This window comes from uncultured Pseudokineococcus sp., assembly GCF_947499845.1.
Lineage (GTDB): Bacteria > Actinomycetota > Actinomycetes > Actinomycetales > Quadrisphaeraceae > Pseudokineococcus.
In genome coordinates this window covers 35,921-60,848 of sequence record NZ_CANMPM010000013.1, presented here as the reverse complement: position 1 = coordinate 60,848, position 24,928 = coordinate 35,921, and the positions used below count along the sequence as shown (strand labels likewise).

General features: G+C 77.1%; 20 protein-coding genes. 6 read left to right on the top strand and 14 right to left on the bottom strand.

Features of this window, described 5'->3' with window-relative positions:
* Positions 1 to 113: 113 nt before the first annotated feature.
* The 9 genes from thrB to Q0789_RS12460 form a co-directional block, all read right to left on the bottom strand.
* Complete coding sequence (thrB, locus tag Q0789_RS12500) at positions 114 to 1,100, bottom strand: homoserine kinase (RefSeq protein ID WP_298805678.1); 987 nt, start codon at positions 1,098 to 1,100, stop codon at positions 114 to 116.
* A 5-nt stretch (positions 1,101 to 1,105) separates the two neighbouring features.
* Positions 1,106 to 2,191 (bottom strand): threonine synthase, encoded by a 1,086-nt coding sequence (thrC, locus tag Q0789_RS12495; RefSeq protein ID WP_298805676.1) that lies wholly within the window; start codon positions 2,189 to 2,191, stop codon positions 1,106 to 1,108.
* A gap of 118 nt (positions 2,192 to 2,309) precedes the next feature.
* Positions 2,310 to 3,632 carry a homoserine dehydrogenase gene (locus Q0789_RS12490; RefSeq protein WP_298805674.1) on the bottom strand — a complete coding sequence of 441 codons (1,323 nt, stop codon included), beginning with the start codon at positions 3,630 to 3,632 and terminating at the stop codon, positions 2,310 to 2,312.
* A gap of 156 nt (positions 3,633 to 3,788) precedes the next feature.
* Entirely contained in the window at positions 3,789 to 5,555 is a 1,767-nt protein-coding gene (locus Q0789_RS12485; protein ID WP_298805672.1) for a DEAD/DEAH box helicase family protein, read from the bottom strand.
* 37 nt (positions 5,556 to 5,592) lie between these two features.
* Positions 5,593 to 5,910: a DUF3039 domain-containing protein gene (locus Q0789_RS12480; RefSeq protein ID WP_298805670.1), complete on the bottom strand. Its 318-nt coding sequence runs from the start codon at positions 5,908 to 5,910 to the stop codon at positions 5,593 to 5,595.
* Positions 5,911 to 6,316: 406 nt separating this feature from the next.
* Positions 6,317 to 6,883, bottom strand: a complete 567-nt coding sequence (locus Q0789_RS12475) for a YqgE/AlgH family protein (protein WP_298805668.1) — start codon at positions 6,881 to 6,883, stop codon at positions 6,317 to 6,319.
* Positions 6,884 to 6,966: 83 nt separating this feature from the next.
* The gene (locus Q0789_RS12470) at positions 6,967 to 8,457 is read right to left on the bottom strand and encodes an NAD-dependent malic enzyme (protein WP_298805666.1); all 1,491 of its coding nucleotides are present in this window, start codon (positions 8,455 to 8,457) and stop codon (positions 6,967 to 6,969) included.
* Between the two features lie 23 nt (positions 8,458 to 8,480).
* Positions 8,481 to 10,094 carry a hypothetical protein gene (locus Q0789_RS12465; protein ID WP_298805664.1) on the bottom strand — a complete coding sequence of 538 codons (1,614 nt, stop codon included), beginning with the start codon at positions 10,092 to 10,094 and terminating at the stop codon, positions 8,481 to 8,483.
* Positions 10,076 to 10,891: an ABC transporter ATP-binding protein gene (locus Q0789_RS12460; protein ID WP_298805662.1), complete on the bottom strand. Its 816-nt coding sequence runs from the start codon at positions 10,889 to 10,891 to the stop codon at positions 10,076 to 10,078. Before Q0789_RS12460 ends, Q0789_RS12465 begins: the two co-directional genes overlap by 19 nt.
* Positions 10,892 to 10,995: 104 nt before the next feature.
* On the opposite strand from Q0789_RS12460, the gene Q0789_RS12455 reads away from it, so the two are divergent.
* On the top strand, positions 10,996 to 11,880 hold the full coding sequence (locus Q0789_RS12455) for a GTP-binding protein LepA (protein WP_298805660.1): 885 nt from the start codon (positions 10,996 to 10,998) through the stop codon (positions 11,878 to 11,880).
* A 107-nt stretch (positions 11,881 to 11,987) separates the two neighbouring features.
* Here Q0789_RS12455 and Q0789_RS12450 read toward each other — a convergent pair whose 3' ends face one another.
* From Q0789_RS12450 to Q0789_RS12440, 3 genes are all read right to left on the bottom strand, one after another.
* Positions 11,988 to 13,103, bottom strand: a complete 1,116-nt coding sequence (locus Q0789_RS12450; RefSeq protein ID WP_298805734.1) for an IS110 family transposase — start codon at positions 13,101 to 13,103, stop codon at positions 11,988 to 11,990.
* A gap of 683 nt (positions 13,104 to 13,786) precedes the next feature.
* Positions 13,787 to 14,860, bottom strand: a complete 1,074-nt coding sequence (locus Q0789_RS12445; RefSeq protein ID WP_298805658.1) for an NADH:flavin oxidoreductase/NADH oxidase — start codon at positions 14,858 to 14,860, stop codon at positions 13,787 to 13,789.
* A 64-nt stretch (positions 14,861 to 14,924) separates the two neighbouring features.
* A complete protein-coding gene (locus Q0789_RS12440) occupies positions 14,925 to 17,426 on the bottom strand; it encodes a phosphoketolase (RefSeq protein ID WP_298805656.1) in 2,502 nt (833 codons plus the stop codon).
* Positions 17,427 to 17,624: 198 nt separating this feature from the next.
* Here Q0789_RS12440 and Q0789_RS12435 point away from each other — a divergent pair, with 198 nt between their 5' ends.
* The 3 genes from Q0789_RS12435 to Q0789_RS12425 all read left to right on the top strand — a co-directional run bounded on the left by Q0789_RS12435 (position 17,625) and on the right by Q0789_RS12425 (position 19,999).
* A complete protein-coding gene (locus Q0789_RS12435; RefSeq protein ID WP_298805654.1) occupies positions 17,625 to 18,755 on the top strand; it encodes a glutathione-independent formaldehyde dehydrogenase in 1,131 nt (376 codons plus the stop codon).
* Positions 18,756 to 18,906: 151 nt separating this feature from the next.
* The gene (locus Q0789_RS12430; RefSeq protein WP_298805652.1) at positions 18,907 to 19,101 is read left to right on the top strand and encodes a hypothetical protein; all 195 of its coding nucleotides are present in this window, start codon (positions 18,907 to 18,909) and stop codon (positions 19,099 to 19,101) included.
* Positions 19,102 to 19,111: 10 nt separating this feature from the next.
* Complete coding sequence (locus Q0789_RS12425; RefSeq protein ID WP_298805650.1) at positions 19,112 to 19,999, top strand: sulfotransferase domain-containing protein; 888 nt, start codon at positions 19,112 to 19,114, stop codon at positions 19,997 to 19,999.
* Between the two features lie 201 nt (positions 20,000 to 20,200).
* Here the strand turns inward: Q0789_RS12425 and Q0789_RS12420 are convergent, their stop codons facing one another.
* Positions 20,201 to 21,130: an MBL fold metallo-hydrolase gene (locus Q0789_RS12420; protein ID WP_298805648.1), complete on the bottom strand. Its 930-nt coding sequence runs from the start codon at positions 21,128 to 21,130 to the stop codon at positions 20,201 to 20,203.
* 143 nt (positions 21,131 to 21,273) lie between these two features.
* On the opposite strand from Q0789_RS12420, the gene Q0789_RS12415 reads away from it, so the two are divergent.
* Positions 21,274 to 22,851 (top strand): GGDEF domain-containing protein, encoded by a 1,578-nt coding sequence (locus Q0789_RS12415; RefSeq protein WP_298805646.1) that lies wholly within the window; start codon positions 21,274 to 21,276, stop codon positions 22,849 to 22,851.
* Between the two features lie 13 nt (positions 22,852 to 22,864).
* Here the strand turns inward: Q0789_RS12415 and Q0789_RS12410 are convergent, their stop codons facing one another.
* On the bottom strand, positions 22,865 to 23,542 hold the full coding sequence (locus Q0789_RS12410) for a hypothetical protein (RefSeq protein WP_298805644.1): 678 nt from the start codon (positions 23,540 to 23,542) through the stop codon (positions 22,865 to 22,867).
* Positions 23,543 to 23,708: 166 nt separating this feature from the next.
* Between Q0789_RS12410 and Q0789_RS12405 the strand changes: the two genes are divergently transcribed.
* Entirely contained in the window at positions 23,709 to 24,926 is a 1,218-nt protein-coding gene (locus Q0789_RS12405; RefSeq protein WP_298805642.1) for an FAD/NAD(P)-binding oxidoreductase, read from the top strand.
* Positions 24,927 to 24,928: the final 2 nt, after the last annotated feature.

The window sequence follows — 24,928 nt, the reverse complement described above, 5'->3', positions numbered from 1 at the left end:
AGAAGGGCTACGAAGTCCGCGACAGGCGCCCCCGAGGGCGGAGAAGGGCTACGAAGCTCACGACGGGAGCCCCCGACGGCGGAGGGGGGCTAGTGCGTCCGTGGGGGGCGGCGTCAGCAGGGCGACCAGCGGGCGCCGTCGCGGTCGACGGCGGGCGCGCGCACGTCCCACCCCGCGCCGGCGACGTCGGCGACGCGCGCCGCGAGGTCGGCCGCGCTCCCCGCCCCGAGCACGAGCACGCTCGGGCCGGCGCCCGAGACGGCGGCCGCGAGGCCCGCCGCGCGCAGCCCGCGCACCAGCGCGGCCGTGGCGGGGGCCGCCGGGGCCCGGGTGTCCTGGTGCAGCCGGTCGGCCGTGGCCGGCAGCAGGAGGTCCGGGCGGCGGGCGAGGGCCTCGACGAGCAGCGCCGAGCGCCCGGCGTTGAAGACGGCGTCGGCCAGGGGCACGGCGGGCGGCAGCATGGCGCGGGCGCGCGCGGTGAGGAGCTCGGCGTCCGGGATGGCGAGGACGGCGACCAGGTCGGGGTGCGGCTCGACCCGGACGGCGCGGGACGTCCTGTCCTCGACCCAGCCGACGGTGGCCCCGCCGAGCAGGCTCGCCGCCGCGTTGTCCGGGTGCCCCTCGAGCCCGGCGGCGACGTCGAGCGCCGTCGCGGCGTCGAGGGCGGACGGGTCCTCGAGCAGGCCGCGCGCCAGGACGACGCCGGCGACGACCGCCGCCGCCGACGACCCGGCGCCGCGCCCGAAGGGCACGCCGTTGCGGCAGGTCAGCGCCAGGTCGGGCTGCGGCGCACCGACCCGCTCCAGGGCCGCGCGCAGGGCCCGGACCACGAGGTGGTCCTCCCCCGCGCCGACGCGGCCGGCCCCCTGGCCGGACACCTCGACCCGGGCGCCCGCCCCGCGCTCGAGCAGCCGCACCTCGAGCTCGTCGCGCAGGTCGAGCGCCAGGCCGACGGCGTCGAAGGCGGGGCCGAGGTTGGCGCTGGAGCCGGGCACCGAGGCGCGCGCGCCCGTCCCCGGTCGGCCGGCCTGGCGCAGCGCCGCACCCTCCGAGGAGTCCCCCGACGCGCTGACCGCTGCGCCCGCCGTCGGGCCCGCCACGGCGCTCAGCCCTCGAGGCCGAGCGCGGCCGCGGCGGTCATGGCGTCGACGGGCACGCGCACGGGCGAGACCTCCTCGCCGTCCGCCGCGCGCAGCGCCCACTGCGGGTCCTTGAGCCCGTGGCCCGTCACCGTGACGACGACGCGCAGGCCCGGGTCGAGGTCGCCGGCGGCGTGCCGCTGGAGCAGCCCGGCGACGCCGGCGGCCGAGGCCGGCTCGACGAAGACGCCGTCCTCGCTCGACAGGAGGCGGTGCGCGGCGAGGATCTCCTCGTCGGTGACGCTCGCGACGAGCCCGCCGGAGTCGTCCCGGGCCGCGACCGCCTGCTCCCACGACGCGGGGTTGCCGATGCGGATCGCCGTCGCCAGCGTGTCGGGCGCGTCGACGGGGTGCCCGAGGACGATCGGCGCCGCGCCCGCGGCCTGGAAGCCCCACATCCGCGGCGTCCGCGTCGCGGGCCCCGGCTGCGGCGACGACGTCGTGTACTCCGTGTAGCCCTTCCAGTACGCCGTGATGTTGCCGGCGTTGCCCACGGGCAGGCAGTGGACGTCGGGCGCGTCGCCGAGGACGTCGACGACCTCGAAAGCGCCGGTCTTCTGCCCCTCGATGCGGTACGGGTTGACGCTGTTGACGAGCTCGACGGGGTAGGCCTCGGCGAGCTTGCGGGCCAGCGTGAGGCAGTCGTCGAAGTTGCCGTCGACCTGCAGCAGGGTCGCGCCGTGGGCGATGGCCTGGCTGAGCTTGCCGAGCGCGATCTTGCCCTCGGGGACGAGCACGCCGCAGGCCATCCCCGCCGCCGTGGCGTAGGCCGCCGCCGACGCGGACGTGTTGCCCGTGGACGCGCAGATGACGGCCCGCGCCCCGAGCCCCTTGGCCCGCGAGATCGCCGACGTCATGCCCCGGTCCTTGAACGACCCGGTGGGGTTGCAGCCCTCGACCTTGACGAAGACCTCGCAGGAGGTGCGCTCGGACAGCGCGTGCGCGCGCACCAGCGGGGTGCCGCCCTCCCCCAGCGTCACCACCGGGTCGTCGCCGCCGAAGGGCAGCCGGTCGCGGTACTCCTCGATGACGCCGCGCCAGACGTGGGCCACGGTCAGCTCCCCTCCTGCGGCGCTCGTCGCGCCTCGTCGGCGCCCCCGACGGGCGCGGGCTCCGGGTGGCGGCCCGCCGGCGTCGCCGCCGGGCCGAGTGCTCCTGCGGTCGTGCGGCTCAGGCGCCCTCGACGCGCAGGACCGAGGTGATGCCGAGCACCGCCGGGGCGGCCTCCAGCGCCTCCACGGTCGCGGCCAGGGCCGCGTCGCGGGCCTCGTGCGTGGCGACGACGAGCGCCGCCGTGCCCTCGGCGCCGTCGCCGAGCGGCGTCTGCCGCACCGTCTCGACGCTCGCGCCGTGGTCGGCGAAGACCTGCGCGACCTGCGCCAGCGCGCCCGGCCGGTCCTGGACCTCCAGGCGCACGTGGTAGCGGGTCAGCGCCTCCCCCATGGGCCGCACCGGCAGGTCCGCGTGGGCGGACTCCGACGACCCGCGGCCCCCGGTGACCCGGTGGCGGGCGACGGCGACGAGGTCGCCGAGGACGGCGCTGGCCGTCGGGGCGCCGCCGGCGCCCTGCCCGTAGAACATCAGCGGCCCGGCCCCGCGCGCCTCGACGAAGACGGCGTTGAAGGCGCCGCGCACGCCCGCCAGCGGGTGCGTGCGCGGGACCATCGCGGGGTGCACGCGCACCGAGACGCCGGCGCCCGGGCCCTCGGGGTCGCCGTCGTCCCCCGCCGTGCGCTCGCAGATCGCGAGGAGCTTGACGACGGCGCCGGCCTCGCGCGCGGCCGCGACGTCCCCGGCCGTGACGCCCGTGATGCCCTCGCGGTGGACGTCGGCGGCGCTCACGCGCGTGTGGAAGGCGAGGGAGGCGATGATCGCGGCCTTCGCGGCGGCGTCGAAGCCCTCGACGTCCGCCGTCGGGTCGGCCTCGGCGTAGCCCAGGGCCTGCGCCTCCTGCACGGCCTCGTCGAGGCCCGCGCCGGTCGTGTCCATCTGGTCGAGCACGTAGTTCGTCGTCCCGTTGACGACCCCGAGCACCCGGTCCACGCGGTCGCCCACGAGGGAGTCCCGCAGCGGGCGGACGATGGGGATGGCCCCCGCCACGGCCGCCTCGAAGTAGAGGTCGACGCCCGCGGCGTCGGCCGCCGCGTACAGCCGCGGGCCGTCCTCGGCCAGCAGCGCCTTGTTCGCCGTGACGACGGACGCCCCGTGCGCCATGGCCCGCAGCAGCAGCGAGCGGGCGGGCTCGATGCCGCCGATGACCTCGACGACGAGGTCGGCGCGCTCGACGAGGCCCTCGGCGTCGGTCGTCAGCAGGGCCGGGTCGAGGCCCGGCGGTCGCTGGCGGCCGGGGCGGCGGACGGCGACGCCGACCAGCTCCAGGCGCGCGCCGCACCGGGCGGCGAGCTCCTCGGGCTGCTCGAGCAGCTCGCGGACCACCTCCGAGCCGACGACGCCGCAGCCGAGCAGCGCCACGCGCAGCACGCGCTCGTTCACGCAGCACCTCCGCAGGTCAGGACCGGGACGCCGGGCGGAGCGCCGACCCCGAGGGGGCGGGCACCGCCGACGATCCTCTCGCGGTCCACGCCTCGGCCGCGGCGCATCTCAGGAGATGGGACCACAGCCGGGCGGGCCGCGGGGCGGGCGGCCACGTCAGAGGGAGGCGAGGAGGTGGTCGCGCCGCCGCGCCAGCAGCTCGGGCGACGCGGTCGCCGAGCCGGGCCCCGGGACCTCGGTGCGCAGACGCCGGTGGACGACCGCGTGGGGGACGCCCGTGCGCGCCGCGAGCTGGCCCACGAGCCGGTTGACCTCCCGGCGCAGGCCCGCGGTGCTGCGCCACGCGGCCTCGTCGGGCTCCTCGGGCGCGTCCTCGACGGCGGCCCCCTCGTCCTCAGCGCCGTCACCCCCGCGGGAGGCGGCGATCCGCCGTCGGGTCTCCTCGTCGCGGCTCGCGAGCAGCGACGCGGTCTGCTCCGGCGTGAGCAGGCCCGGGATGCCGAGGAACTCCTCGTCCTCCGGGCCCGCGGGCTCCGCCACGACCGCGCGCCCGCCGTGGAGGACGTGCGCGAACTGCGCGTCGGCCTCCAGCGACTCGTGCTGGCCGACGGCGTCGGACGCCTCCCGCTCCGGCGGGGGCAGCAGGTCGAGGGCGTCGTCGGGCGCCTGCGCCGGGGCCGGGAGGACGTGCTCGCGCTCGCTCTCGAGCTCGGCCGCCAGCGCCAGCAGCGGCCGCACGGCCGGCAGGAAGACGGTGGCGGACTCCCGCGGCGAGCGGGAGCGCACCACGCGCCCGACGGCCTGGGCGAAGAAGAGGGGCGTGCGGTAGCTCGTCATCCACGCCAGGCACGCGGCCCGCGGCACGTCGACGCCCTCGGAGACCATGCGGACGCAGACGGCCATCCGCTGGGTGCCCGCCGCGAAGTCCTCGATCTTCCTCGACGCCTTCGGGTCGTCGGAGAGGATGAGGACGGGCGCCGTCCCCGTGACCCGCTTGACGACGTCGGCGTAGGCGCGCGCGTCGTCCTGGTCGCTGGCGAGGACGAGGCCGCCGGCGTCGGGCATGCCCGTCTCGCGCAGGTGGGTGATCCGGTCGTCCATGGCCGCGACGACATGGGGCACCCAGCCGCCGCGCGGGTCCAGGGCCGTCTTCCACGCCGCCGCCTCGACCGAGCGCGTGCCCGGCTCGGACAGCGACGCCGCGACGACCTCGCCCGCGCTGTTCCGCCACCGCGAGGTGCCGGTGTAGGCGGCGAAGACGACGGGGCGCACGACGGCGTCGGCGAGCGCCTCGCGGTAGCCGTAGGTGTAGTCGGCCCGGCTGCGCAGCTCGCCGCCGCCGACGTCCTCGTAGTGGACGAAGGGGATGCGCTCCCCGGGCTTCGTGCGGAACGGCGTCCCCGTCAGGCACAGGCGGCGGCGCGCGCCCTCGAAGGCCTCGGCGCACGCGTCGCCCCACGAGAGGCCGTCGCCGGCGTGGTGCACCTCGTCGAGCACGACGAGCGTGCGCTTGGCGGTGGAGCGCGCGGCGTGCAGCGCCGGCTTGCCCGCGACCTGCGCGTACGTCGTCACGTACCCCTGGGCGCCGGCGGGCACGGGCCCGACGCTGTTGGGCAGCGCCGGGTCGAGGACGACGCCGGCGCGGTCGGCGGCGTCGGCCCACTGGGTGCGCAGGTGGTCGGTCGGGCACACGACGACGACGCGGTCGATGACCCGGCGCTCGAGCAGGCGGGAGGCGAGGGCCAGCGCGAACGTCGTCTTGCCGGCGCCGGGCGTGGCCGTGACGAGGAAGTCCTCGCGGCCGGGCTCGGCGTCGTAGAGGTCGAGGGCGGCGCTCTGCCAGGCGCGCAGGGCTCGCGCGGGCGTGCTGGCGCGGCGCTGCGCCCCCTGGGCGGGGACGGCGCGGGAGGTGCGGGTGCTCACGCGGCCGGTGCGCCCCCGGTCGGCCGGGCGGCCGCCGTCACTTCTCGCCGCCGGAGCCGCCGCCGTCGGCGGGCTCGCGCAGGCCCTCGTAGACCTCCTTGCACTGCGGGCAGACCGGGAACCGCTTCGGGTCGCGACCCGGCACCCAGACCTTCCCGCAGAGGGCGGTGACGGGCTCCCCCGACAGCGCCGACTCCATGATCTTCTCCTTGCGCACGTAGTGCGCGAAGCGCTCGTGGTCGCCGGGCTCCGACAGCTGCGGCTGCTCGACGACCTCGCGCTCGAGGACCGACGTCGCGGAGCGCGACGGGTCCGACGACGGGCCGTCGGGGGGCTCGGGCGAGGAGGTGCTCATGGGCGCCGATGCTACGTCGGCTCGCCCCCGGCGGCGGGCAGCGACGACGGCCGCGCCGCCCTCACGGTCGACGTGCGGCCCTGCCGCCGTCGCCCACCGTCCCGAGGGGCGATGTGTGGCCATGTCGCCCTCGAATCGCTCCCCCGCGGGGCGACGTGTGGCCATGTCGCCCTCGGATCGCCCCGCCGCGGGGCGACATCGGGCCGTAGGGGCTCGGGACGCGCTGCAGGCACGACATGGCCACACGTCGCCCCGGCAGGGCACGGCGGGAGGGCGACATGGCCACACATCGCCCGGGAGGGTCCGGCGGGAGGGCCACATGGCCACACGTCGCCCTCGGAGAGGGCGCAGCAGGACGACATGGCCACACATCGCCCCGAGGGGGCGGGGCGAGACGCCGGGCGGGTCAGTTGTGCGTCGGGTCGTCGGGGAAGCTCGCCAGCAGCGAGAGCCGGCCCGGCTGGCGGCGCAGCACGTCGGCCCACAGGCCGGCCGGGCGCGGGGTGACGGCGTCGGAGGGCTCGGCGTCGAGCACGAGCCAGGAGCCCTCGGCGACCTCCCCCTCGAGCTGGCCGGGGCTCCAGCCCGCGTACCCGGCGAAGATGCGCAGCCCGGAGGCGGAGCGGGAGACGTCGGCGGGCACGGCGTCGAGATCGACGAGGCCCAGCGCGCCGATGATGCGGCGCACGCCGACGGGCTCGGGGCCGTCGCCGGGCACGACGACGAGGCCGAGCGCGGAGTCCAGGGCCACCGGGCCGCCGCGGAAGAGGCGTGCCGGCTCGGTGACGTGCTCCTGCCAGGGCGGCAGCACGGCGTCGACCCGCACGGGCAGGGGCCGGTTCACCACGACGCCGAGCGCCCCCGCGTCGTCGTGGTCGAGGACGAGGACGACGGTGCGCCTGAACTCCTGCTCCGACAGCGAGGGCGCGGCCACGAGCAGCCGCCCCACGTACCGGTCGCCGTCCCTCGCCACGGCGCCATCATCGCCACCGCCCCGACCGGCCGCGCGACGGGCGTCACCACGGGCGTCCCCACGGCGCCCGCCGGGCCGGGCCCTCAGAGCGTGCCGGCGACCGCGCCCGCGGAGGAGCCGACGTCCTCGCCCGCCTCGGCGGCGGCCTCGGTGGCGGCGACGACGGGCGAGGGGGTCTCCCCCGCGCCAGCGGCCCGGGCGGCGGCCTCGACGGCGTCGGCCACGACCGTGGCGACGTCGGGGTGGAAGACGCTCGGGACGATGTAGGCCGCGTTGAGCTCGTCGTCGCCGACGACCGCCGCGAGCGCCCGGGCGGCCGCGAGGAGCATGTCCTCGTCGATCGAGTGCGACTGCGCGTCGAGCAGCCCCCGGAAGACGCCCGGGAAGGCGAGCACGTTGTTGATCTGGTTGGCGAAGTCGCTGCGCCCCGTGGCGACGACGGCGGCGTGCTCGGCGGCCGCCGTCGGGTCGACCTCCGGCACCGGGTTGGCGAGCGCGAAGACGACCGCGTCGCCCGCCATCGTGGCGATGTCCTCGCCGGTGAGGATGTTGGGGGCGCTGACGCCGATGAAGACGTCCGCCCCCGCGAGGGCGTCCTTGAGCGTGCCCGTGAGGCCGCGGGGGTTGGTGTGCTCGGCCGTCCAGCGGGCCGAGGGGTGCAGGCCGGGGCGCTCCGCGTGCACGACCCCGTCGATGTCGGCGACGACGACGTCGCGCGCCCCGGCGGCGAGCAGCAGCTTGAGCACCGCGGTGCCGGCGGCCCCGGCCCCGGACATGACGACGCGGACGTCGGGCAGCTGCTTGCCCACGACCTTGAGCGCGTTGAGCAGGGCCGCCGTGCAGACGATGGCGGTGCCGTGCTGGTCGTCGTGGAAGACGGGGATGTCGAGCTCCTCGCGGAGCCTGTCCTCGATCTCGAAGCACCGCGGCGCGGCGATGTCCTCGAGGTTGATGCCCGCGAAGACGGGGGCGATGGCCTTGACGGCGCTGATGATCTCCTCGGTGTCGGTCGTGTCGAGGCAGATCGGGAACGCGTCGATGCCGCCGAAGCGCTTGAAGAGCGCGGCCTTGCCCTCCATGACCGGCAGCGCCGCGAGCGGGCCGATGTCGCCGAGGCCGAGCACGGCCGTGCCGTCCGTGACGACGGCCACGGTGTTGCGCTTGATGGTCAGGCGACGCGCGTCGGCCGGCTCCTTGGCGATGGCCTCGCAGACCCGGGCGACGCCGGGCGTGTAGATGAGCGAGAGGTCGTCGCGGTTGCGGATCGGCATCTTGGGCTCGACGGAGATCTTGCCGCCGAGGTGGGCGAGGAAGGTCCGGTCCGACACGCGGCCGATGTCGACGCCGTCGAGCGCGCGCAGGTGCTCGACGATCTCGTCGGCGTGGTCGGTGCCGCGCGTGGCGCACGTCACGTCCACCCGGACCCGGCCAGCGCCGGAGGCCGTGACGTCGAGCGCCGTGACGATGCCGTGCCCGCTCTCGATGGCCGACGTGAGCTCGCTCACGGCGGTGGGCCGCGCCGGGAGCTCGAGGCGGACCGTGATCGAGTAGGAGACGCTCGGGGCAGCAGGCATGAGCGGCATCCTGCCGCACCGCCTCAGCGGTCGCGGCGCACCGCGACGAGCAGCTCCGGGCCGCGCCGGTCGAGCAGCGCGCCGCCCCGCCGCACCCCCTCGCGCACGACCAGCGCCCCGAGGCCCGCGCCCGCGCCCAGGGCGAGCGCCCCGCACCAGGGCCACAGCGCGGAGGCGAGCGCGAGCGCGACGGCCGGGAGCGCGAGCAGGCCCGTGGCCCCCGTGGTGACGAGCTGGGCGAGCGCGCCGGGCAGCGCCGCCCCGCTCGGCGAGGAGAAGGGGCTGTCCCCCGCCGCCTGCGCCGGGTAGGGGCGCACCGCGCTGACGACGGCGGACACCCCCGCCCCCGAGAGCAGGAGCCCCAGCGCCGCCCCCAGCGCCCCCGCCGCCCGGCCGAGCCAGTCGCCGGTGTCGGCGGCCCCGGCGGTCCAGGGAGCGCCCGCGACGACGGCGCCCACGACGCTCGCGACGACGACGAGGGGCAGGCCCCAGAGCAGGAGCGCGGCGGTGCGCCCGGCGCGGTCCTCGCGCCCGGGCAGGCCCGCGGCGAGGTGCGCCCAGAAGGCGGGGCCGTCGAGGGCGACGTCGTTGTGCAGGGACGCCCCGAGCAGCAGGCCGGCCACGGGACCCACGACCCACAGGGCGCCGGCGGGCAGGGTCCCGAGCCCGGCCAGCGCCGCGAGGACGACCGGCAGCACGAGGGCGCTGGCGGCCGCGGCGACGTAGCGCGGGTCGCGCCGCCAGTAGCGCAGGCAGCGCGCGGCGACCGCCCACCGCGGCCCCTCCGGCAGGCGCGCGAGCAGGTCGCGCCGGTGCGCCGGCGCCGCCGCGGAGGGAGGCCGCGCGCTCACCAGGCGCCGGGCCAGCACGGCCGCCCAGGCCAGCACGAGCGCGAGGAGGACGGCGACGGCGAGCGCCAGGCGGACCAGCGCGGTGCCCCACGCCCCGGCCGCCGCGTCCGCGGGCGCCGCCCAGGCGAGGCCCAGCGGCGTCCACGCCAGGACGTCGAGCGCCCGGGCCAGGTCGTCCAGGTCGACCGCCGGCACGGCCGCCCCGGCCGCGGCGAAGGCCGGCCCGAGGAGCGTGAGGGCGAGGACCCCGACCACCGCCGTCGCCTCGCCGGCGCGGCGGCCGCCCAGGACCCCCGCCGCCGCGGAGGTCACGAGGCGCCCGAGCGCGACCGCCGTGAGGACCCCGACGACGCCGCCCACCACGCCGAGCACCCCGAGCGCCGGCGCGGCGGGGCCGCGCAGCCAGGCCAGCGCCGTCCCCGCCCCGAGCAGCAGCGTGAGGGCCCCCGGCACCCCGAGCAGGGCGCCCAGCAGCTGCCCGACGGCCAGCGGGCGCGGGGGCACGGGCAGCGTCGCGAAGCGCGCCGGGTCCAGGGACGGGTCGACGCCGAAGGCCAGCAGCGGGACGAGCGTCCACCCGAGCACGAGCAGCGCTCCCCCGGCGACGACGACGGCCCGCGCCACCTCGACGGGGGCGCCCGCGAGCGCCGCGAGGCCGACGAGCGCCGCGGCGAGCATCCCGAGCCCGTAGAAGCCGCCGAGCACGAGGACGACGACCCGCCAGGTGTCGCGCCGCAGCGCCCCGCGCCACAGCGCGAGGCGCAGCCTCAGGAGCGCCGCAACCACGCGAGCCCCTCGCCGGTGCCGCGCTCCCCGCCACCGGCGAGCTCGACGAAGCGCTCCTCGAGCGTGCGCCCGCCCCGCACCTCCTCGAGCGTCCCGGCGGCCAGGACCCGGCCGCCGGCGACCACGGCGACGCGGTCGCAGAGCCGCTCGACGAGCTCCATGACGTGGCTGCTGAGCACCACGGTGCCCCCGCCGGCGACGAAGTCCCCGAGCAGCCCGCGGATGGACGCCCCCGACAGCGGGTCGACGGCCTCGAAGGGTTCGTCGAGCACGAGCAGCCGCGGCGCGTGCACGAGCGAGCAGGCCAGCGCGGCCTTCTTCGCCATGCCGGCCGAGTAGTCGACGACGAGCTCGTCCCCGGCGGCGGTGAGCCCGAGGACGTCGAGCAGCTCCTCCGCCCGCTCGCGCGCCACGGCGCGCGCCAGCCCGTGCAGCTCGCCCGTCGTGCGGACGAGCTCCCGCCCGGAGAGCCGGTCGAACAGGCGCATCCCGTCGGGCAGGACCCCCAGGAGGCGCTTAGCGCCCACCGGGTCGGCCCACACGTCGTGGCCGAGCACGCGCGCCGTCCCGGCGTCGGGGCGCAGCAGCCCCGTCGCCATGGACAGCGTCGTCGTCTTCCCCGCGCCGTTGGGCCCGACGAGGCCCGTCACCGACCCGGCGGGGACGAGCAGGTCGACGCCGTCGACGACCGCCCGCCCGCCGAAGCGCTTGACCAGGCCCACGAGCTCCAGGGCCGGCCCGGCCCCGGACGCCCCCGCGCCGTCCTCCGCGCTCGCGCGGCCCCCGTCCTCGTCCACGCCGGGGACGCTAGCGGCCGCCCAGGGCGCCTCCGGCGTCCACCGCCGTCCGTGCGACGGAAGGCACGTCCGTGTCGCGCGCGACGGTCCTTAAGATCTGCACCGTGCCGCGCGCCACGATCACGCCGCAGCAGCTGCGGGACCACGTCCTCCAGCTCGGCGAGAAGCACCCCCCGATCCCGCTCGACAGCGTGGACCGGACCGTGCACGACCCCTCGGCCGTGCGCGAGGCCTTCGGGCCCGTCATCTCCTACCTGTCGCGCGTGGAGCTCGAGGTGGACCGCAACGTCCTCGAGCTCCTCACGCTCCTGCCCGACGTCGACGAGACCGACCGCCTCTTCTTCGCCGACGTCTGGCAGCCGCAGGAGATCCAGCACGGCCTCATCCTCGACCGGCTGCAGCAGGACCTCGGCATGGAGCCGGCCGAGCCGAACACGACGGTCGTCAGCCCGAAGATCCGCGTCCTCGGCGCCCTCGCCCACCTGCGCCCTGTCCAGGAGGTGGCGCGCCTCCTCTACTACCTGACGGGCGCCGCGACCGAGCGGTCCGCCGTCCTCGCCTACAACCGGCTGTCCGAGGGGCTCGAGCGGCTGGGCGAGACCGCGACGGCGCGCACCGTCGTCGCCCCCATCAAGCAGCAGGAGCCCGGCCACTTCGCCTACTACCGGCTGGCCGCCACGCAGATGCTCCAGGCCGGCCTGCTGGCCCCCTGGCAGCTGCGGCTCACCCAGGTGCTGCGCCGTCGCTCCTTCGCCCTCGTCGGCGTCAACCGCCCCGGCCAGGAGGCCGACTACGGCCGCGTCGTGCAGACGCTCGGGCTCGGCGACGACCTCGAGGGCTTCGCGCGCGACATCTCCCGCGTCGAGCGCGAGCTCCTCTGGGCCGGCCAGAAGGGCATGGAGGTGCCCGGCTACGTGCTCGCGGCGCTGCGCGACGCCGTCGCCGCCCACCGCGAGCGCCTCGCCACGGGCGGCGCCGCCCCCGCCTGACGGAGCCACGGGCGGGAGGCTCCGGACGGCGGCTGCCGCGGAGAGGTGACGCCCTGCACGAGCGTGCAGCGGCGGGTCCGCGGAGAGCACGATGCTCCTATGGGCCGTCAAGTGGCTCGGGGCGTTGTGGTGGGGGCCAGGTCGAGCATGATCAGGCGGTAGATCTCCCGGGCGACGTGGCGCTTGAGGCATCGCAGGATCGCCCTCTTCGGCTTGCCCTGCGCGGTGCGCCGTTGGAGGTAGGTCTGGGTGCGTTGGTCGTGGCGCAGCCGGGTGATCACTACCCGGTGCAGTGCGCTGTTGGCCTGGCGGTCCCCGCCTCGGTTGAGGCGTACCGCGCCGTCGGTCCGGCCTGAGCCCGCCGGCACGGGGCTGACCCCGCACAACGCGGCGAACGCGGCTTCGGAGTGCAGCCGTTCGGGGTTGTCCCCGGCGGTGACCAGCAGCTGCCCGGCGACCTCGGTGCCGACGCCGAGGGCCTCCAGCAGGGTGGGGGCGGTCGCGGCGACCAGCTGGTCGAGGACGGCGTCGGCCTCGGTGATCTCCTCGGACAGGTGCTGGTGGCGTCGGGCCAGGGCGCGCAGGCTGGCCTCGGCGGCGGCGGTGGGGTCTCCGGTGGCCAGCACGACCGGGTCCGGGCCCAGCGCGGCGCAGGTCGCGACCAGCTTCGCGGGTGCGGTGTACAGGGCCCGTAGCCGCTCGCGCAGTGCTTGCGGTGCGGTGGTGATCAGGGACTTCATCTGCACGAGCGCCTGCGCGCGGGCGCCGACGGCGCTGCTGCGGGCCACCCGCAGCGCCCGGATCGCCTCGACGGGTCCGGTGCGCAGCTTCGGCGTCCCGGCGGCGTGGCCGTTGAGGGCGGCACGGGCGGCGGCCTCGGCGTCGATGGGGTCGGACTTGCCCGCGAAGCGGCGGGTCCTGCGGTCGGGGCGGTCGACCTCGACGACCTCCACGCCGGCGACGTCGCGCAGGTAGCGGGCCAGGCCGGCGCCGTAGGTGCCGGTGCCCTCGACCCCGATCCGGACGACCCTGGTGGTGTCCTCGCCGGCGACCCCGGTCGTGAGGTGATCGGCGGAGCCGGTGGTGGTGAAGCCGGTCAACCACCGCAGCAGGGCGATGTACCCGGCTGTGGTGGTGGGGAAGGTGGCGTGGCCCAGGGTGCGTCCTGCGAGGTCGACGGCCGCGGCGGTGTGGGTCTCGGCGTGGGTGTCGACCCCGCCGATGACCTGTTCGGCCGGTAGCGCGACCGCGACCGGGGCGACCGCCTGGCGGCGACCGCGGCGCACCCTCGCGGGCCGGGGGCCCGGGTCGGGCTGGGTCTGCGGGCAGGCGGGTGCGATGGTGGTCACGTCGTCCTTCTCTCCTGGTAGGTGGCGCGGGACGGCACGCACCGCCGAAGAGCGGACAAGACAGTGACGGGTGCTTGCTGGCACAAGCTCCTATGAGGTCACGACCCTCGTCGGTGGGTGCACGAGCCCCGCAGCGGGCCGGACCGACAGATCGTGTTGAAGGCAACCGTGCCGGTCAGGCCGGGAGTCAGGACCGGCCATTGCGGGGCTCACCCACATCCTCACTGTCAGGCCGGCGCCCCGAGCCCTCGCCGAGGCGACCGAGGAGCGCCGAGCCAGTGCCGGAGCGGGCCCGGCGTCGTGCGCGTGGCCGCCCCCGCGACCCTGCGGAGCCCCCGCCCGTCCGAGCGGGCGCAGGTCCGGTCCGCGGACGGGCGCGGCCGCGCTCCGGCACTGGCTCGGCGCTCTCCGGCCGGGCGCCGCTGCGGTCGGGGCGCCGGCCTGACGTGCTCTCCGCGCGCCCCCGCCCGCCCGCTCGCGCGCCGGTCAGCCGGCCGTCGGGGCTGGCCCTGTACCGATCCGGGCGGGCCGCTGGCCGGGCGAGCGGCCGTGCCCCGTCAGGCGCGGGCGTACTGCGGCGGCAGCGGCAGCTCGACGCCGAGCTCGCGGGCGGCGCGCTGGGGCCAGCGGGGGTCGCGGAGCAGCGCGCGGGCGAGGAGGACGGCGTCGGCCTGGCCCTGCGCCACCACCTGGGCGGCCTGGGCGGGGTCGGTGATCAGGCCGACGGCGCCCGTGGCGACGCCGGCGCCGCGGCGGACGGCCTCGGCGAGCGGCACCTGGTAGCCCGGGGCGACGGGGATGCTCGCCCCCGGCACGAGACCGCCGCTGGAGACGTCGACGAGGTCGACGCCGTGCTCGCGCAGCCACCCCGACACCTCGACGACCTCGTCGGGGGTGAGGCCGCCCTCGGCCCAGTCGGTGCCGGAGACGCGGACGAGGACGGGCTTGCCGGCCGGCCACGCGGCGCGGACGGCGTCGACGACCTCGAGGAGGAGGCGGGCCCGGCCGTCGAGGTCTCCGCCGTGGGCGTCCTCGCGGTGGTTGGCGAGCGGCGAGAGGAACTGGTGGAGCAGGTAGCCGTGGGCGGCGTGGACCTCGACGACGTCGAAGCCCGCGGCGTCGGCGCGGCGGGTGGCGGCGGCGAAGTCGTCGACGACGCGGCGCAGCCCCTCGGCGTCGAGGGCCTGCGGCTCGGCGAAGCCGCCGAAGGCCACAGCGCTGGGCGCGACCGTCGACCACCCGCCCTCGGCGGCGGGGACGGAGCCGGAGCCGGCGGCCTCGAAGGGCCGGTACGTCGACGCCTTGCGGCCGGCGTGGGCGAGCTGGACGCCGGCGCGGGAGCCGCGGGCGTGGACGAAGTCGACGACCCGCGCCCACGCGCGCGCCTGCTCGTCGGTCCAGAGGCCGGCGTCCTCCGGCGAGATCCGGCCCTCCGGGCTGACGGCGGCGGCCTCGGTGAGCACGAGGCCCGCGCCGCCGACGGCGAAGGCGCCGAGGTGCGCGAGGTGCCAGTCGTGGACGACGCCGGGGGCGCCGACCGGGTCGCAGGAGTACTGGCACATCGGCGAGACCCACACGCGGTTGGGGATCTCGACGTCGCGCAGCCGCAGGGGCTCGAAGAGGGAGGTCACCTGCGCCGCAACCGCGCCCGACCTCCGACGCTTCCCGCGCCCCTCCGAGGCGGCGACCGGCCGCCTACCCGGGACGGTCGCCCGCACCGTCCGCGGCGTCCGCGAGGGGCGCCTGGGCCTGCCCGCCCGGCATGGGGTGGTGGACGCCGCCGTGGGGCCAGCGCCAACCGCTGATCTCCGGCGGGTCCTCGCCGTGGAGGTAGGCGAACTCGCGAGCGCGGCGCCGTGCGTCGAGGAGCCGCTGGCGCAGGGCGGCGTACCGCGGGACGAGGCCGGGCACGTGGTCGATGACGTCGACGGCCAGGCGGAAGCGGTCGGTCTCGTTGGACGACACCATGTCGAAGGGCGTCGTCGTCGTGCCCTCCTCGATGAAGCCGCGCACGTGGAAGCTCGCGTGGTTGGTGCGCTTGTAGGTGAGGCGGTGCACGAGGCTCGGGTAGCCGTGGAAGGCGAAGACGACGGGCCGGTCGTGGGTGAAGACGGTGTCGAACTCGGCGTCGGAGAGGCCGTGGGGGTGCTCGCGGTCGCTCTGCAGCCGCATGAGGTCGACGACGTTGACGAAGCGCACCCTGACGTGCGGCAGGTGGGTGCGCACGAGGTCGACGGCGGCGAGCGCCTCGAGCGTGGGCACGTCACCCGCCGAGGCGATGACGACGTCCGGCTCCTCGCCCTCGTCGGTGGAGGCCCAGTCCCAGATGCCGAGGCCGCGGGCGCAGTGCTCGACGGCCTCCTGCACCGGCAGGTAGTCGTGGACCATCTGCTTCCCGGCGACGACGACGTTGATGTAGTGCCGGCTGCGCAGGCAGTGGTCCATCGTCGACAGGAGCGTGTTGGCGTCCGGCGGCAGGTAGATCCGGGCGATCTCGGCCTTCTTGTTGGCCACGTGGTCGAGGAAGCCGGGGTCCTGGTGGGAGAACCCGTTGTGGTCCTGGCGCCAGACGTGGCTGGACAGCAGGTAGTTCAGCGAGGGCAGCGGGTCGCGCCAGGGCAGCTGGCTCGTCACCTTCAGCCACTTGGCGTGCTGGTTGACCATCGAGTCGACGATGTGGATGAAGGCCTCGTAGCTCGTGAGGACGCCGTGCCGCCCCGTGAGCAGGTACCCCTCGAGCCAGCCCTGCAGGAGGTGCTCGCTGAGCACCTCCATGACCCGGCCGGACGGGCGCATCCTGTCGTCCTCGGCGTCGCCGCGCTCGGCCCACGCCCGGCCGACGGCCTCGACGACGGCCTGGAGGCGGTTGCTCGCGACCTCGTCGGGGCCGAAGAGGCGGAAGGTCGTGCCGTTGTCGCGCGCCACCTCGGCGAGCCAGTCGCCGAGCACGGTCGTCGGCGAGTGGACGCTCCCGCCGGGTTCGCGGACCTCGACGGCATGACGGCGGAAGTCCGTGAGCCGCAGCGGGCGTGAGACCGAACCGCCGTTCGTCCGCGGGTCGTCGCTCATCCGACGACCGCGCGGCGGGACCATGTCCAGGAGGTCCTGCTGCGGGACGCCGTCCTCGGTGAAGAGCTCCTCGGGGCGGTAGGAGCGCATCCACGCCTCGAGCTGGCGGCGGGCGTCCTCGTCGCCGCGGACGTCGGAGATCGGCACCTGGTGGGCGCGCCACGTGCCCTCGACCCGGGAGCCGCCGACCTCCTGGGGCCCCGTCCACCCCTTCGGGGTGCGCAGCACGAGCAGGGGCCAGCGGGGGACGTCGGCGGCGGCGGTCACCTCGGCCTCGTCCGCGCCGGCGCGGGTCCGGCCCCGGGCGCGGGCCTGGATCGCGGCGATGCCGTCGAGGCAGTCGTCGAGCGCGGCCGCGAGCCGGCGGTGGACGTCCGCGGACGTCTCGCCCTCGCGCGGCCCCTCGACGACGACGGGGGCGTAGCCGCGGCCGCCGAGGTGGGCCACGAGGTCCTCGTCGGACAACCGCGCCAGCGTCGTCGGGTTCGCGATCTTCCAGCCGTTCAGGTGGAGCACCGGCAGGACGGCGCCGTCGCGGGCGGCGTCGACGAAGGCCGTGGACTGCCACGACGCCTGCAGCGGCCCGGTCTCCGCCTCGCCGTCGCCGACGACGCAGAAGACGACGAGGTCGGGGTCGTCGAAGGCGGCCCCGTGGGCGTGCGCGAGGGAGTAGCCGAGCTCGCCCCCCTCGTGGATCGAGCCGGGGACGTCCGCGGCGACGTGGCTGGGGATACCGCCGGGGAAGCTGAACTGGCGGAACAGCTTCCCCATGCCCGCGGCGTCCCGGGTGACGTCGGGGTAGACGTCCGACCACGTGCCCTCGAGCCACGTGCTCGCGACGATCGCCGGCCCGCCGTGGCCGGGCCCGGTGACGAACATCGCCTCGAGGTCGCGCTCGCGGACGCAGCGGTTGGCGTGCGCCCACAGGAGGTTGAGGCCCGGCGTCGTCCCCCAGTGGCCCAGCAGGCGCGGCTTGGTGCTCTCCGCCGCCAGCGGGCGGGTGAGGAGCGGGTCGTCGCCCATGAGGTAGATCTGCCCGACGGCCAGGTAGTTGGCCGCGCGCCACCACCGGTCGAGGCCCTCCACCTCGGCGTCGTCCAGAACCCGGCCGTCCTCGCTGCCCGCCATCGCCCCAGCGTGGCCCCAGCGCCGCCGCGGCACACCTCGGGCTCGCCACCGCGAGGGGGCGCCGACGACGGGCCGCACCGTCGGAGCGGCTGAGAACCGTTGTCGACGTGCGGTGCCGCGCCGGACGTTCCTACGGTCGAGGCACGCCAGCGCCCCGAGACACGGGGCCGACGCGCACAGCACCAGGAGGTCTCCACCGTGCGAGCACTCGTCTACAACGGCCCGAAGGACGTCAGCGTCGTCGACGTCCCCGACGCGAAGGTCGAGGCGCCGACCGACGCCGTCGTCCGCATCACCACGACGAACATCTGCGGCTCCGACCTGCACATGTACGAAGGTCGGACCGACGTCGAGCAGGGCAAGGTCCTCGGCCACGAGAACATGGGCGTCGTCGAGGAGGTCGGCCCCGGCGTCACGCGCCTCAAGAAGGGCGACCGCGTCTCGCTGCCCTTCAACATCGCCTGCGGGCACTGCCGCAACTGCACGCAGGGCAAGACGGCGTTCTGCCTCGAGGTGAACCCGGGCTCGGCCGGCGGCGCCTACGGCTACGCCGACATGGGCCCCTACAACGGCGGCCAGGCGGAGTTCCTGCGGGTGCCCTTCGCCGACTTCAACGCGCTGCGGCTGCCCGGCGGCACCGAGCACGAGAACGACTTCACGATGCTCTCGGACATCTTCCCCACCGGCTGGCACGGCACGCGGCTCGCGGGCCTGCAGCCGGGCGACTCCGTCGCGATCATGGGCGCGGGCCCCGTCGGCCTCATGGCGGCGCTGTCCGCCCGGATCCAGGGCGCGGACCAGGTGTACGTGGTCGACCAGCACGCCGACCGCCTGCGGCTGGCCGAGCGCGCCGGCGCCACCCCCGTGGACTTCTCGCAGGGCTCGCCGGTCGACCAGATCATGGAGGCCACGAAGGGCGTCGGCGTCGACCGCGGCGTCGAGGCCGTGGGCTGGCAGGCCCACGACCACAGCGGCGACGAGCACCCCGCCGGGACGCTCGACACCCTCGTCGAGGTCGTCCGCGCCACGGGCGGCATCGGCGTCGTCGGGGTCTTCCCGCCCGCGGACCCGAACGGCCCCGACCCGGACATGAAGGAGGGGCGCCTGCGCTTCCCCTTCGGCCAGTTCTTCTTCAAGGGCCAGTCCATGGGCACCGGGCAGTGCAACACCAAGGCCTACAACCGCCAGCTGCGCGACCTCATCATCGCCGGCAAGGCGGAGCCGAGCTTCATCGTCAGCCACGAGCTCTCGCTCGAGGAGGCCGCCAGCGGCTACGAGCACTTCGACAACCGCGAGGACGGCTGGACGAAGGTGCTGCTGCACCCGTGACGCCGTGAGGCGGGCCGTGCCGCTCACCGGCCCGCCGACCGCGCCCAGGGGCGCACGTCCGCCACGGACGTGCGCCCCTGGGCGTCTCCGGCCGGCCGGCCGGGCCCGCGGCCGGTGGGCACGGCCAGCGCGCGGCGCCCACGATGGGTCCATGACCTCCCGCGTCCTCACCGTCGTCGGCGTCGTCCTGCTCCTCCTCGGGCTCCTCTTCACGCTCCAGGGCGTGGGCGTCGTCGGCGGCAGCCCCATGACGGGCAGCAGCTTCTGGGCGGTGGCCGGTCCGGTCATCGCCCTCGTCGGGCTCTGGCTGGCCGTCCTGCGCAGGGTGGGGCGCCGCCGCGGCTAGCGTCGCGCCCGTGGACGCGCGCCGCCGCTACCGCTCCGGCGACGAGGACGGCGCCCGCTGGGACGCCGTGCCGCTGCGGGCGGGCGACGTCGTCGTCAGCACGCGCTCCAAGCACGGGACGACGTGGGTGCAGGCGGTGCTCCTCCACCTCCTCCACGGCCCGGGGCCGCTGCCCGACCGCCTGCCCGTGCTGGCGCCGTGGGTCGACCACCTCGTCGAGCCGGTCGACGCGCTCGCGGCCCGCCTCGCCGCGCAGGATCACCGACGGGTGCTCAAGACGCACACGCCCCTCGACGGCGTCCCGCTCGTCGACGGCGTGACGTACGTCGTCGTGGCGCGGCACCCGCTCGACGCCGCCGTGTCGCTCTTCCACCAGGGCGCGAACCTCGACCGGGCCGCCCTCGCCCGCCTGAGCGGAGGACCCCGCCCCGCCGCCGGCCCGGCCCGCGAGCGCCCGCCGCTCGAGGACTGGCTCGCGCGGTGGGTCGACGACGACCCCGACCCGCGGGTCGCGCTGGACTCCCTGCCGGGCGTGGCGCACCACCTGCGCGACGCGTGGGCGCGGCGGACGGGCAGCCGCGACGTCGTCCTCGTCCACTACGCCGACCTGCTCGCCGACCCCCCGGGCGAGGTGCGGCGCCTCGCCGACCGCCTCGACGTCGACGCCTCGGAGGACGAGGTCCGGGCCGTCGCCGCGGCGACGACCCTCGGCGCGATGCGCGAGCGCGCCGACGAGGTGGCGCCCGACGCCGGCGTCCTGCTCGACCGGCGCGCCTTCTTCCGCGGCGGCCGCTCGGGCGACGGGCGCGCGGCGGCGCCGGCCGACGTCCTCGCGCGGTACGACGCCCGGGTCGGCGCCCTCCTCCCGCACGACCTGCGGACCTGGCTCCACCGCTGAGGCGCACGCACCGGGACGCGGAGGTGACGCCCCCTTCACCCGAGAGACCGCCTCGGACGCGAAGGTGACGCCTCCTTCCCCCCCGAGGCTCCCTCGGACGCGAAGGTGACGCCTCCTTCACCCCTGCCGACCCCTCGCACGCGGACGTGACGCCCCCACCCGCTTGAGGAGGCCGAGCCGGGAGCCACCCCTGAGGGCGCCTCAGCGGCGCGACGGGACGGCGACGCGCTCGAGGTCGACGGCGGCGACGACGTCGTCGTGCTCCTCGCGCGCCTGCGCCAGCAGCGGCGAGACGTCGGGGTAGCGCGAGGAGAAGTGCGTCAGCACCAGGCGCCGCGCCCCGGACTCGCGGGCGATGCGCCCGGCCTGCCGCGCCGTCAGGTGACCGTAGGGCCCGGCGAGCTCCTCCTCGGCGTCGGCGAAGGTCGCCTCGCAGACGAGCAGGTCGGCGCCCCCGGCGGCGCGCAGCGCCCCCTCGCACCACCGGGTGTCCTCGACGACGGCGACGACCTGCCCGGGGCGGTGCTCGCTCACCTCCTCGAGCGCGACGACGCCGTACGCCGTCCGCAGGCGCCCCTCGCGCTGCAGCACGCCGACGTCCGGCCCTCGCACGCCCCGCGCCGTCAGCCGCTCGCGGAGCATCCGCCGCCCGTCGGGCTCGACGAGCCGGTAGGCGCACGCGGGCACGCGGTGGTCGAGCGCGACCGCGTGGAGCACGGCGCCCCCGACGACCAGCGGGTCGCCGTCGGGCCCGCGCACCGGGCCGTCCCCCTCGACCGGGCACGGGAGCGCCAGGGAGCCCGCGTGCGCCGCGGCACCGAGCAGGTGCCCGACGAGGGGCGCCGCGGCGGCCGGGAAGACGAGGGGCACCGGCGTCGTCAGCCCGTCCATGGCCCGCCGCTGCAGCACGCCGGGCAGGCCGAGGACGTGGTCGCCGTGCTCGTGCGTGAGGGCGACGACGTCGACGTCGGACGCCGAGACGCCCGCCAGCAGCATCTGCCGCTGCGTGCCCTCCCCCGGGTCGACGAGCAGCCCCGCGCCGTCCCAGCGCAGGAGGTGCCCCGAGTGGTTGCGGGTCCGGGTGGGCACGGCCGAGGACGTCCCGAGGACGACGAGCTCGCGGGCCGGCACGGCGCGACCGTACGCGGCGCGGACCTCGTGAGGACGACGCTCACCCGTCCGTGCGGCTTCCCCCGATGTGCCCTCAGGGGCGGCCGGGCCCTGGCAGAGTCCCGCGCGGCGGGGGACCGGCCTCCGGGGTGACGGGGGGACGGGTGCGTCGTCGAGCCTCGACGCAGGGGGTCGGCGGGGAGGCCCGGTGGCCGCACCGAGCGGACGTCGCGCTGGCGGCGAGCGTCCCGGTAGGACTGGTCGGCTTCGTCGTCGGCGGGCTCCTGAGCCCAGGGGGCGCGGCCGACCTGCTCCTGACCGCGCTCACGGTCGTCTGGCTCAGCCTCCCCCTCGCGCGGCTGGGCCTCCGGCTCGCCGCTCCCGGGGGCCGAGCTGCGACGGCGTCGCTGCTCGTCGGGTGGCTGCTGTGGTCCGCTGGTGCCGCCTGGTCGGCCGTCGCCCAGCAGGGGTCCGGCTCCGCGGCCCTCGTCTCCCCCAGCCCCGTCGAGGGCCTCTTCGCCGCCTCCTTCCTCGGCGTCACCCCCTTCCTCCTCCTCGACGTCGCGGCACCGCCCGCCCGCGGCCCGCTCTCGGCGCCGCGGGCGCCCTGGTGGGCGGCGCTCGCCGCCGACGTGGTCGTCCTCGTGGGCGGGGCCACCAGCGCCGCCGTCGGACTCCTCGCCGTGCCGCTGCACCTCGGCCACCTCGACGCCGAGCAGGCGCTGGCGCTCGGCTACCCGGCGGTGTGGCTGGCGCTGGCGGCCCTGGTGGGCCTGCAGGTGCTCCGCCGCCAGCGACGGCCGGACGCCGGCGCCGCGCTCCTGGCGACGGGGTGCCTGACGCTCGCCGGCGCCGACGGTCTGCTCGCCGCCGACGTCCCGCTCCCGGACCTGGCCGGGGCGCTGCACCGCTGGACCTACGGCGTGGGGCTCGTGACCCTCACCGCCGGTGCGGTGGCGGGCTCCCCGGGCACGAGGTCCGTGGCGGCGCCGAGGTCGAGCCTGCCGCTGCTCGTGGCGGCGGCCGCCGCGGTCGCCGTCCTGGGCCTGCGAGGGCTCCTTCCCGGACCCGCGGGGGCGGCGCTGGTCGCCGTCGCGGTGACGACCCTCGGTGCGGTGCTCGTCCGGCTCCACCTGGCGCTGGCCCAGGCCCGGAGCGCGACGGAGGCCCGCAGGCTCGCCCTGACCGACGACCTGACGGGCTTGGCCAACCGCCGCGCCCTCCTCGAGGCGCTGGAGGAGCCCGCCGAGGGCACCCACCACCTCCTCCTGCTGGACCTCGACGGCTTCAAGGCCGTCAACGACGCCTGGGGGCACGCGGCCGGCGACGCGGTGCTCCGCGAGGTGGGTCGGCGTCTGCACGTCGCCGCGGGCCCCGACCTCCTGGTGGTGCGCCTCGGCGGCGACGAGTTCGCGGTCCTGGCGCCCCCCGGGCGCCTGCCCGGCGGTGCCGACGAGCTGGCCGCGAGCGTCGCCAGCGCCGTCGCGGCCCCGGTGGTGCTCGACGACGGCCGGGCCGTCCGCGTGGGCGCCTCCGTCGGCGCCGCGACGGCAGGCGGGGTGGACGACCTCGCCGACGTCCTGCTCAGAGGCGCCGACAGCGCCATGTACGACCGCAAGCGCGGTCGGGGGCCCACCCGGACCCTGACCTGGTCGCCCCCCGGAGGGCTCGCCGACGGGGGCCCGGCGATGCCGCCTCCCGGCCCCGAGCCGGAGCGAGCGGGCGCCCCGGCGGGCTCCTGACCCGCCAGACCCCTCAGCCGACGAGGAAGCGCCCGGTGAGCAGGTACGCCCCGCCGTCGGCGAGCAGGAGGACGGCGACGAGCAGCAGCGCCGCCGTCAGCACGTGCCGGGCGACCGGCCGCACGCGCTCCCAGGTGCGCGTGAGCCACCGGACGACGGGCTCGTGCCGGCCGCCGAGCACGGCCAGGGCGAGGACGAGCAGGGGCAGCTGGGAGACGACCGAGTAGAGGGCGTGCGCGGCGACGACGTCGGTCCAGCGGTCGGTGCGGGCGGCGAGGACGACGACGGACAGGAAGGTCGGGTCGAGGAGGGCGGAGAGGGCCCAGGCGCCCCCCGCCCCGAGCAGGGCGGCATCGCCCGGCCGGAGGCGCCTGCGCCGTCCCGGCCGCGGTCGGCCGTCCCGCAGGCGCAGCACGGCCCACACCGCCAGCACCACGGCCAGCGCGACCTCGACGACGGCGGCCGGGCCGTCGGGCAGCAGCCCGAGGAGGTCGAGCCGGTCGGCCCGGACCCCGAGCACGAGGGAGAGGACGACCCCGATCAGCGGGACGCCCACGAGGCACGCCGCCGCGTGGGCGAGGGCGCCGCGGCGCGTGGCGCCGGCCGCCAGGGCGCCCCCGAGGAGCAGCGCCCCCGCGGGGTCGACGCCGGCCAGGGCCAGACCGAGCACGGCGAGGAGGAGGCCGACCACGGCTCCGGAGGCTAGGGGTCGGGGCGGTCCGCGCGCGGGAGGGCCGCGTCCGAGCACCGGGGCCACCACCGGGACCACCACCGGGCGGGTCACCCGGAGCCGACCTAGCGTGGCGGCATCGACCGACGACGCCGGCCCCGGCGGGGGACGGCCCGAGGAGGCAGACGTGGCAGCAGAGACGACGGACCGGGCGCCCTACGTCATCGTGGGCGGGGGGATGGTGGCCGACGCGGCCGCGCGCGGCATCCGCAGCCGGGACCCCGAGGGGCGCATCGTCGTCCTCGGCGACGACGCCGACCCGCCCTACACGCGGCCGGCGCTGTCCAAGAAGCTCTGGACCGACCCCGACTTCACCGAGGCGGACAACGACGCCGGCACCGCGTCGGCCACCGGCGCCGAGGTGCGCACGTCGGTGCGCGTGACGGCGCTCGACCCGGCGGCGCGGACGGTGACGACCGACGGCGGCGACGTCCTCGGCTACGAGTCCCTGCTGCTGGCGACCGGCGGCCGCCCCAAGCCGGGCCCGGTCGAGGAGGGGCCGCGCGTCCTGTCCTTCCGCACGGCGCAGGACTACCGCCGTCTGCGGCGGCTCGCGGGCGAGCAGCGGCACGTCGTGGTCGCCGGCGGCAGCTACATCGGCACCGAGCTCGCCGCGGCGCTCGTCCAGAACGAGACGCGCACCACCCTCGTGACGCCGGACGAGGTGCTCGGCGCCTCGATGTTCCCGCCCGAGCTGGCCCGCCACTTCCAGGGCCTGTACGAGCAAGCGGGGGTCGCCCTGCGCACGGGCGCCAAGGTGGCGGGCGGGTCGGCCCGCGAGGACGGCGTCGACGTCGAGCTCGACGACGGCACGACGCTCGGCGCCGACGCGCTCGTCTACGGCTTCGGCATCGTCCCGCTCACCGACCTCGCCGAGGCGGCCGGGCTGACCGTCGACGACGGCGTCGTCGTCGACGAGCACCTGCGCACGTCGGACCCGCACGTCTTCGCCGCAGGGGACGTCGCCCAGTACCCCGACCGGGTGCTCGGGACGACGCGGGTCGAGCACGTCGACAACGCCAAGACCATGGGGCAGGCGGTCGGCGAGCTCATGGCCGGGCGCACCGAGGCCCACGACCACACGCCGTTCTTCTACTCGCAGGTGCTCGGCACCCGGTACGAGGCGGTCGGCACGCTCGACGGCTCCGCGCGGACGGTGCAGGACTGGCAGTCGGGCGACGGCGTCGGCGGCCCGGGGGTCGTCTACTACCTCGACGACGACGGCCGCGTCACCGGCGTGCTGCTGTGGGACGTGCCCGGGAAGACCGACGAGGCCACGCAGGTGCTCGCCGACACCTCGTCGCAGGACGAGGGCTCCCTGCGCGGGCGGATCACGGGCGACTGAGG

Bases quoted from the DNA above. Each gene is read 5' to 3' on its own strand.
- Q0789_RS12480 (WP_298805670.1), bottom strand. From the start codon at position 5,910: ATGAGCACCTCCTCGCCCGAGCCCCCCGACGGCCCGTCGTCGGACCCG.
- Q0789_RS12470 (WP_298805666.1), bottom strand. From the start codon at position 8,457: ATGCCTGCTGCCCCGAGCGTCTCCTACTCGATCACGGTCCGCCTCGAG.
- Q0789_RS12440 (WP_298805656.1), bottom strand. From the start codon at position 17,426: ATGGCGGGCAGCGAGGACGGCCGGGTTCTGGACGACGCCGAGGTGGAG.
- Q0789_RS12430 (WP_298805652.1), top strand. From the start codon at position 18,907: ATGACCTCCCGCGTCCTCACCGTCGTCGGCGTCGTCCTGCTCCTCCTC.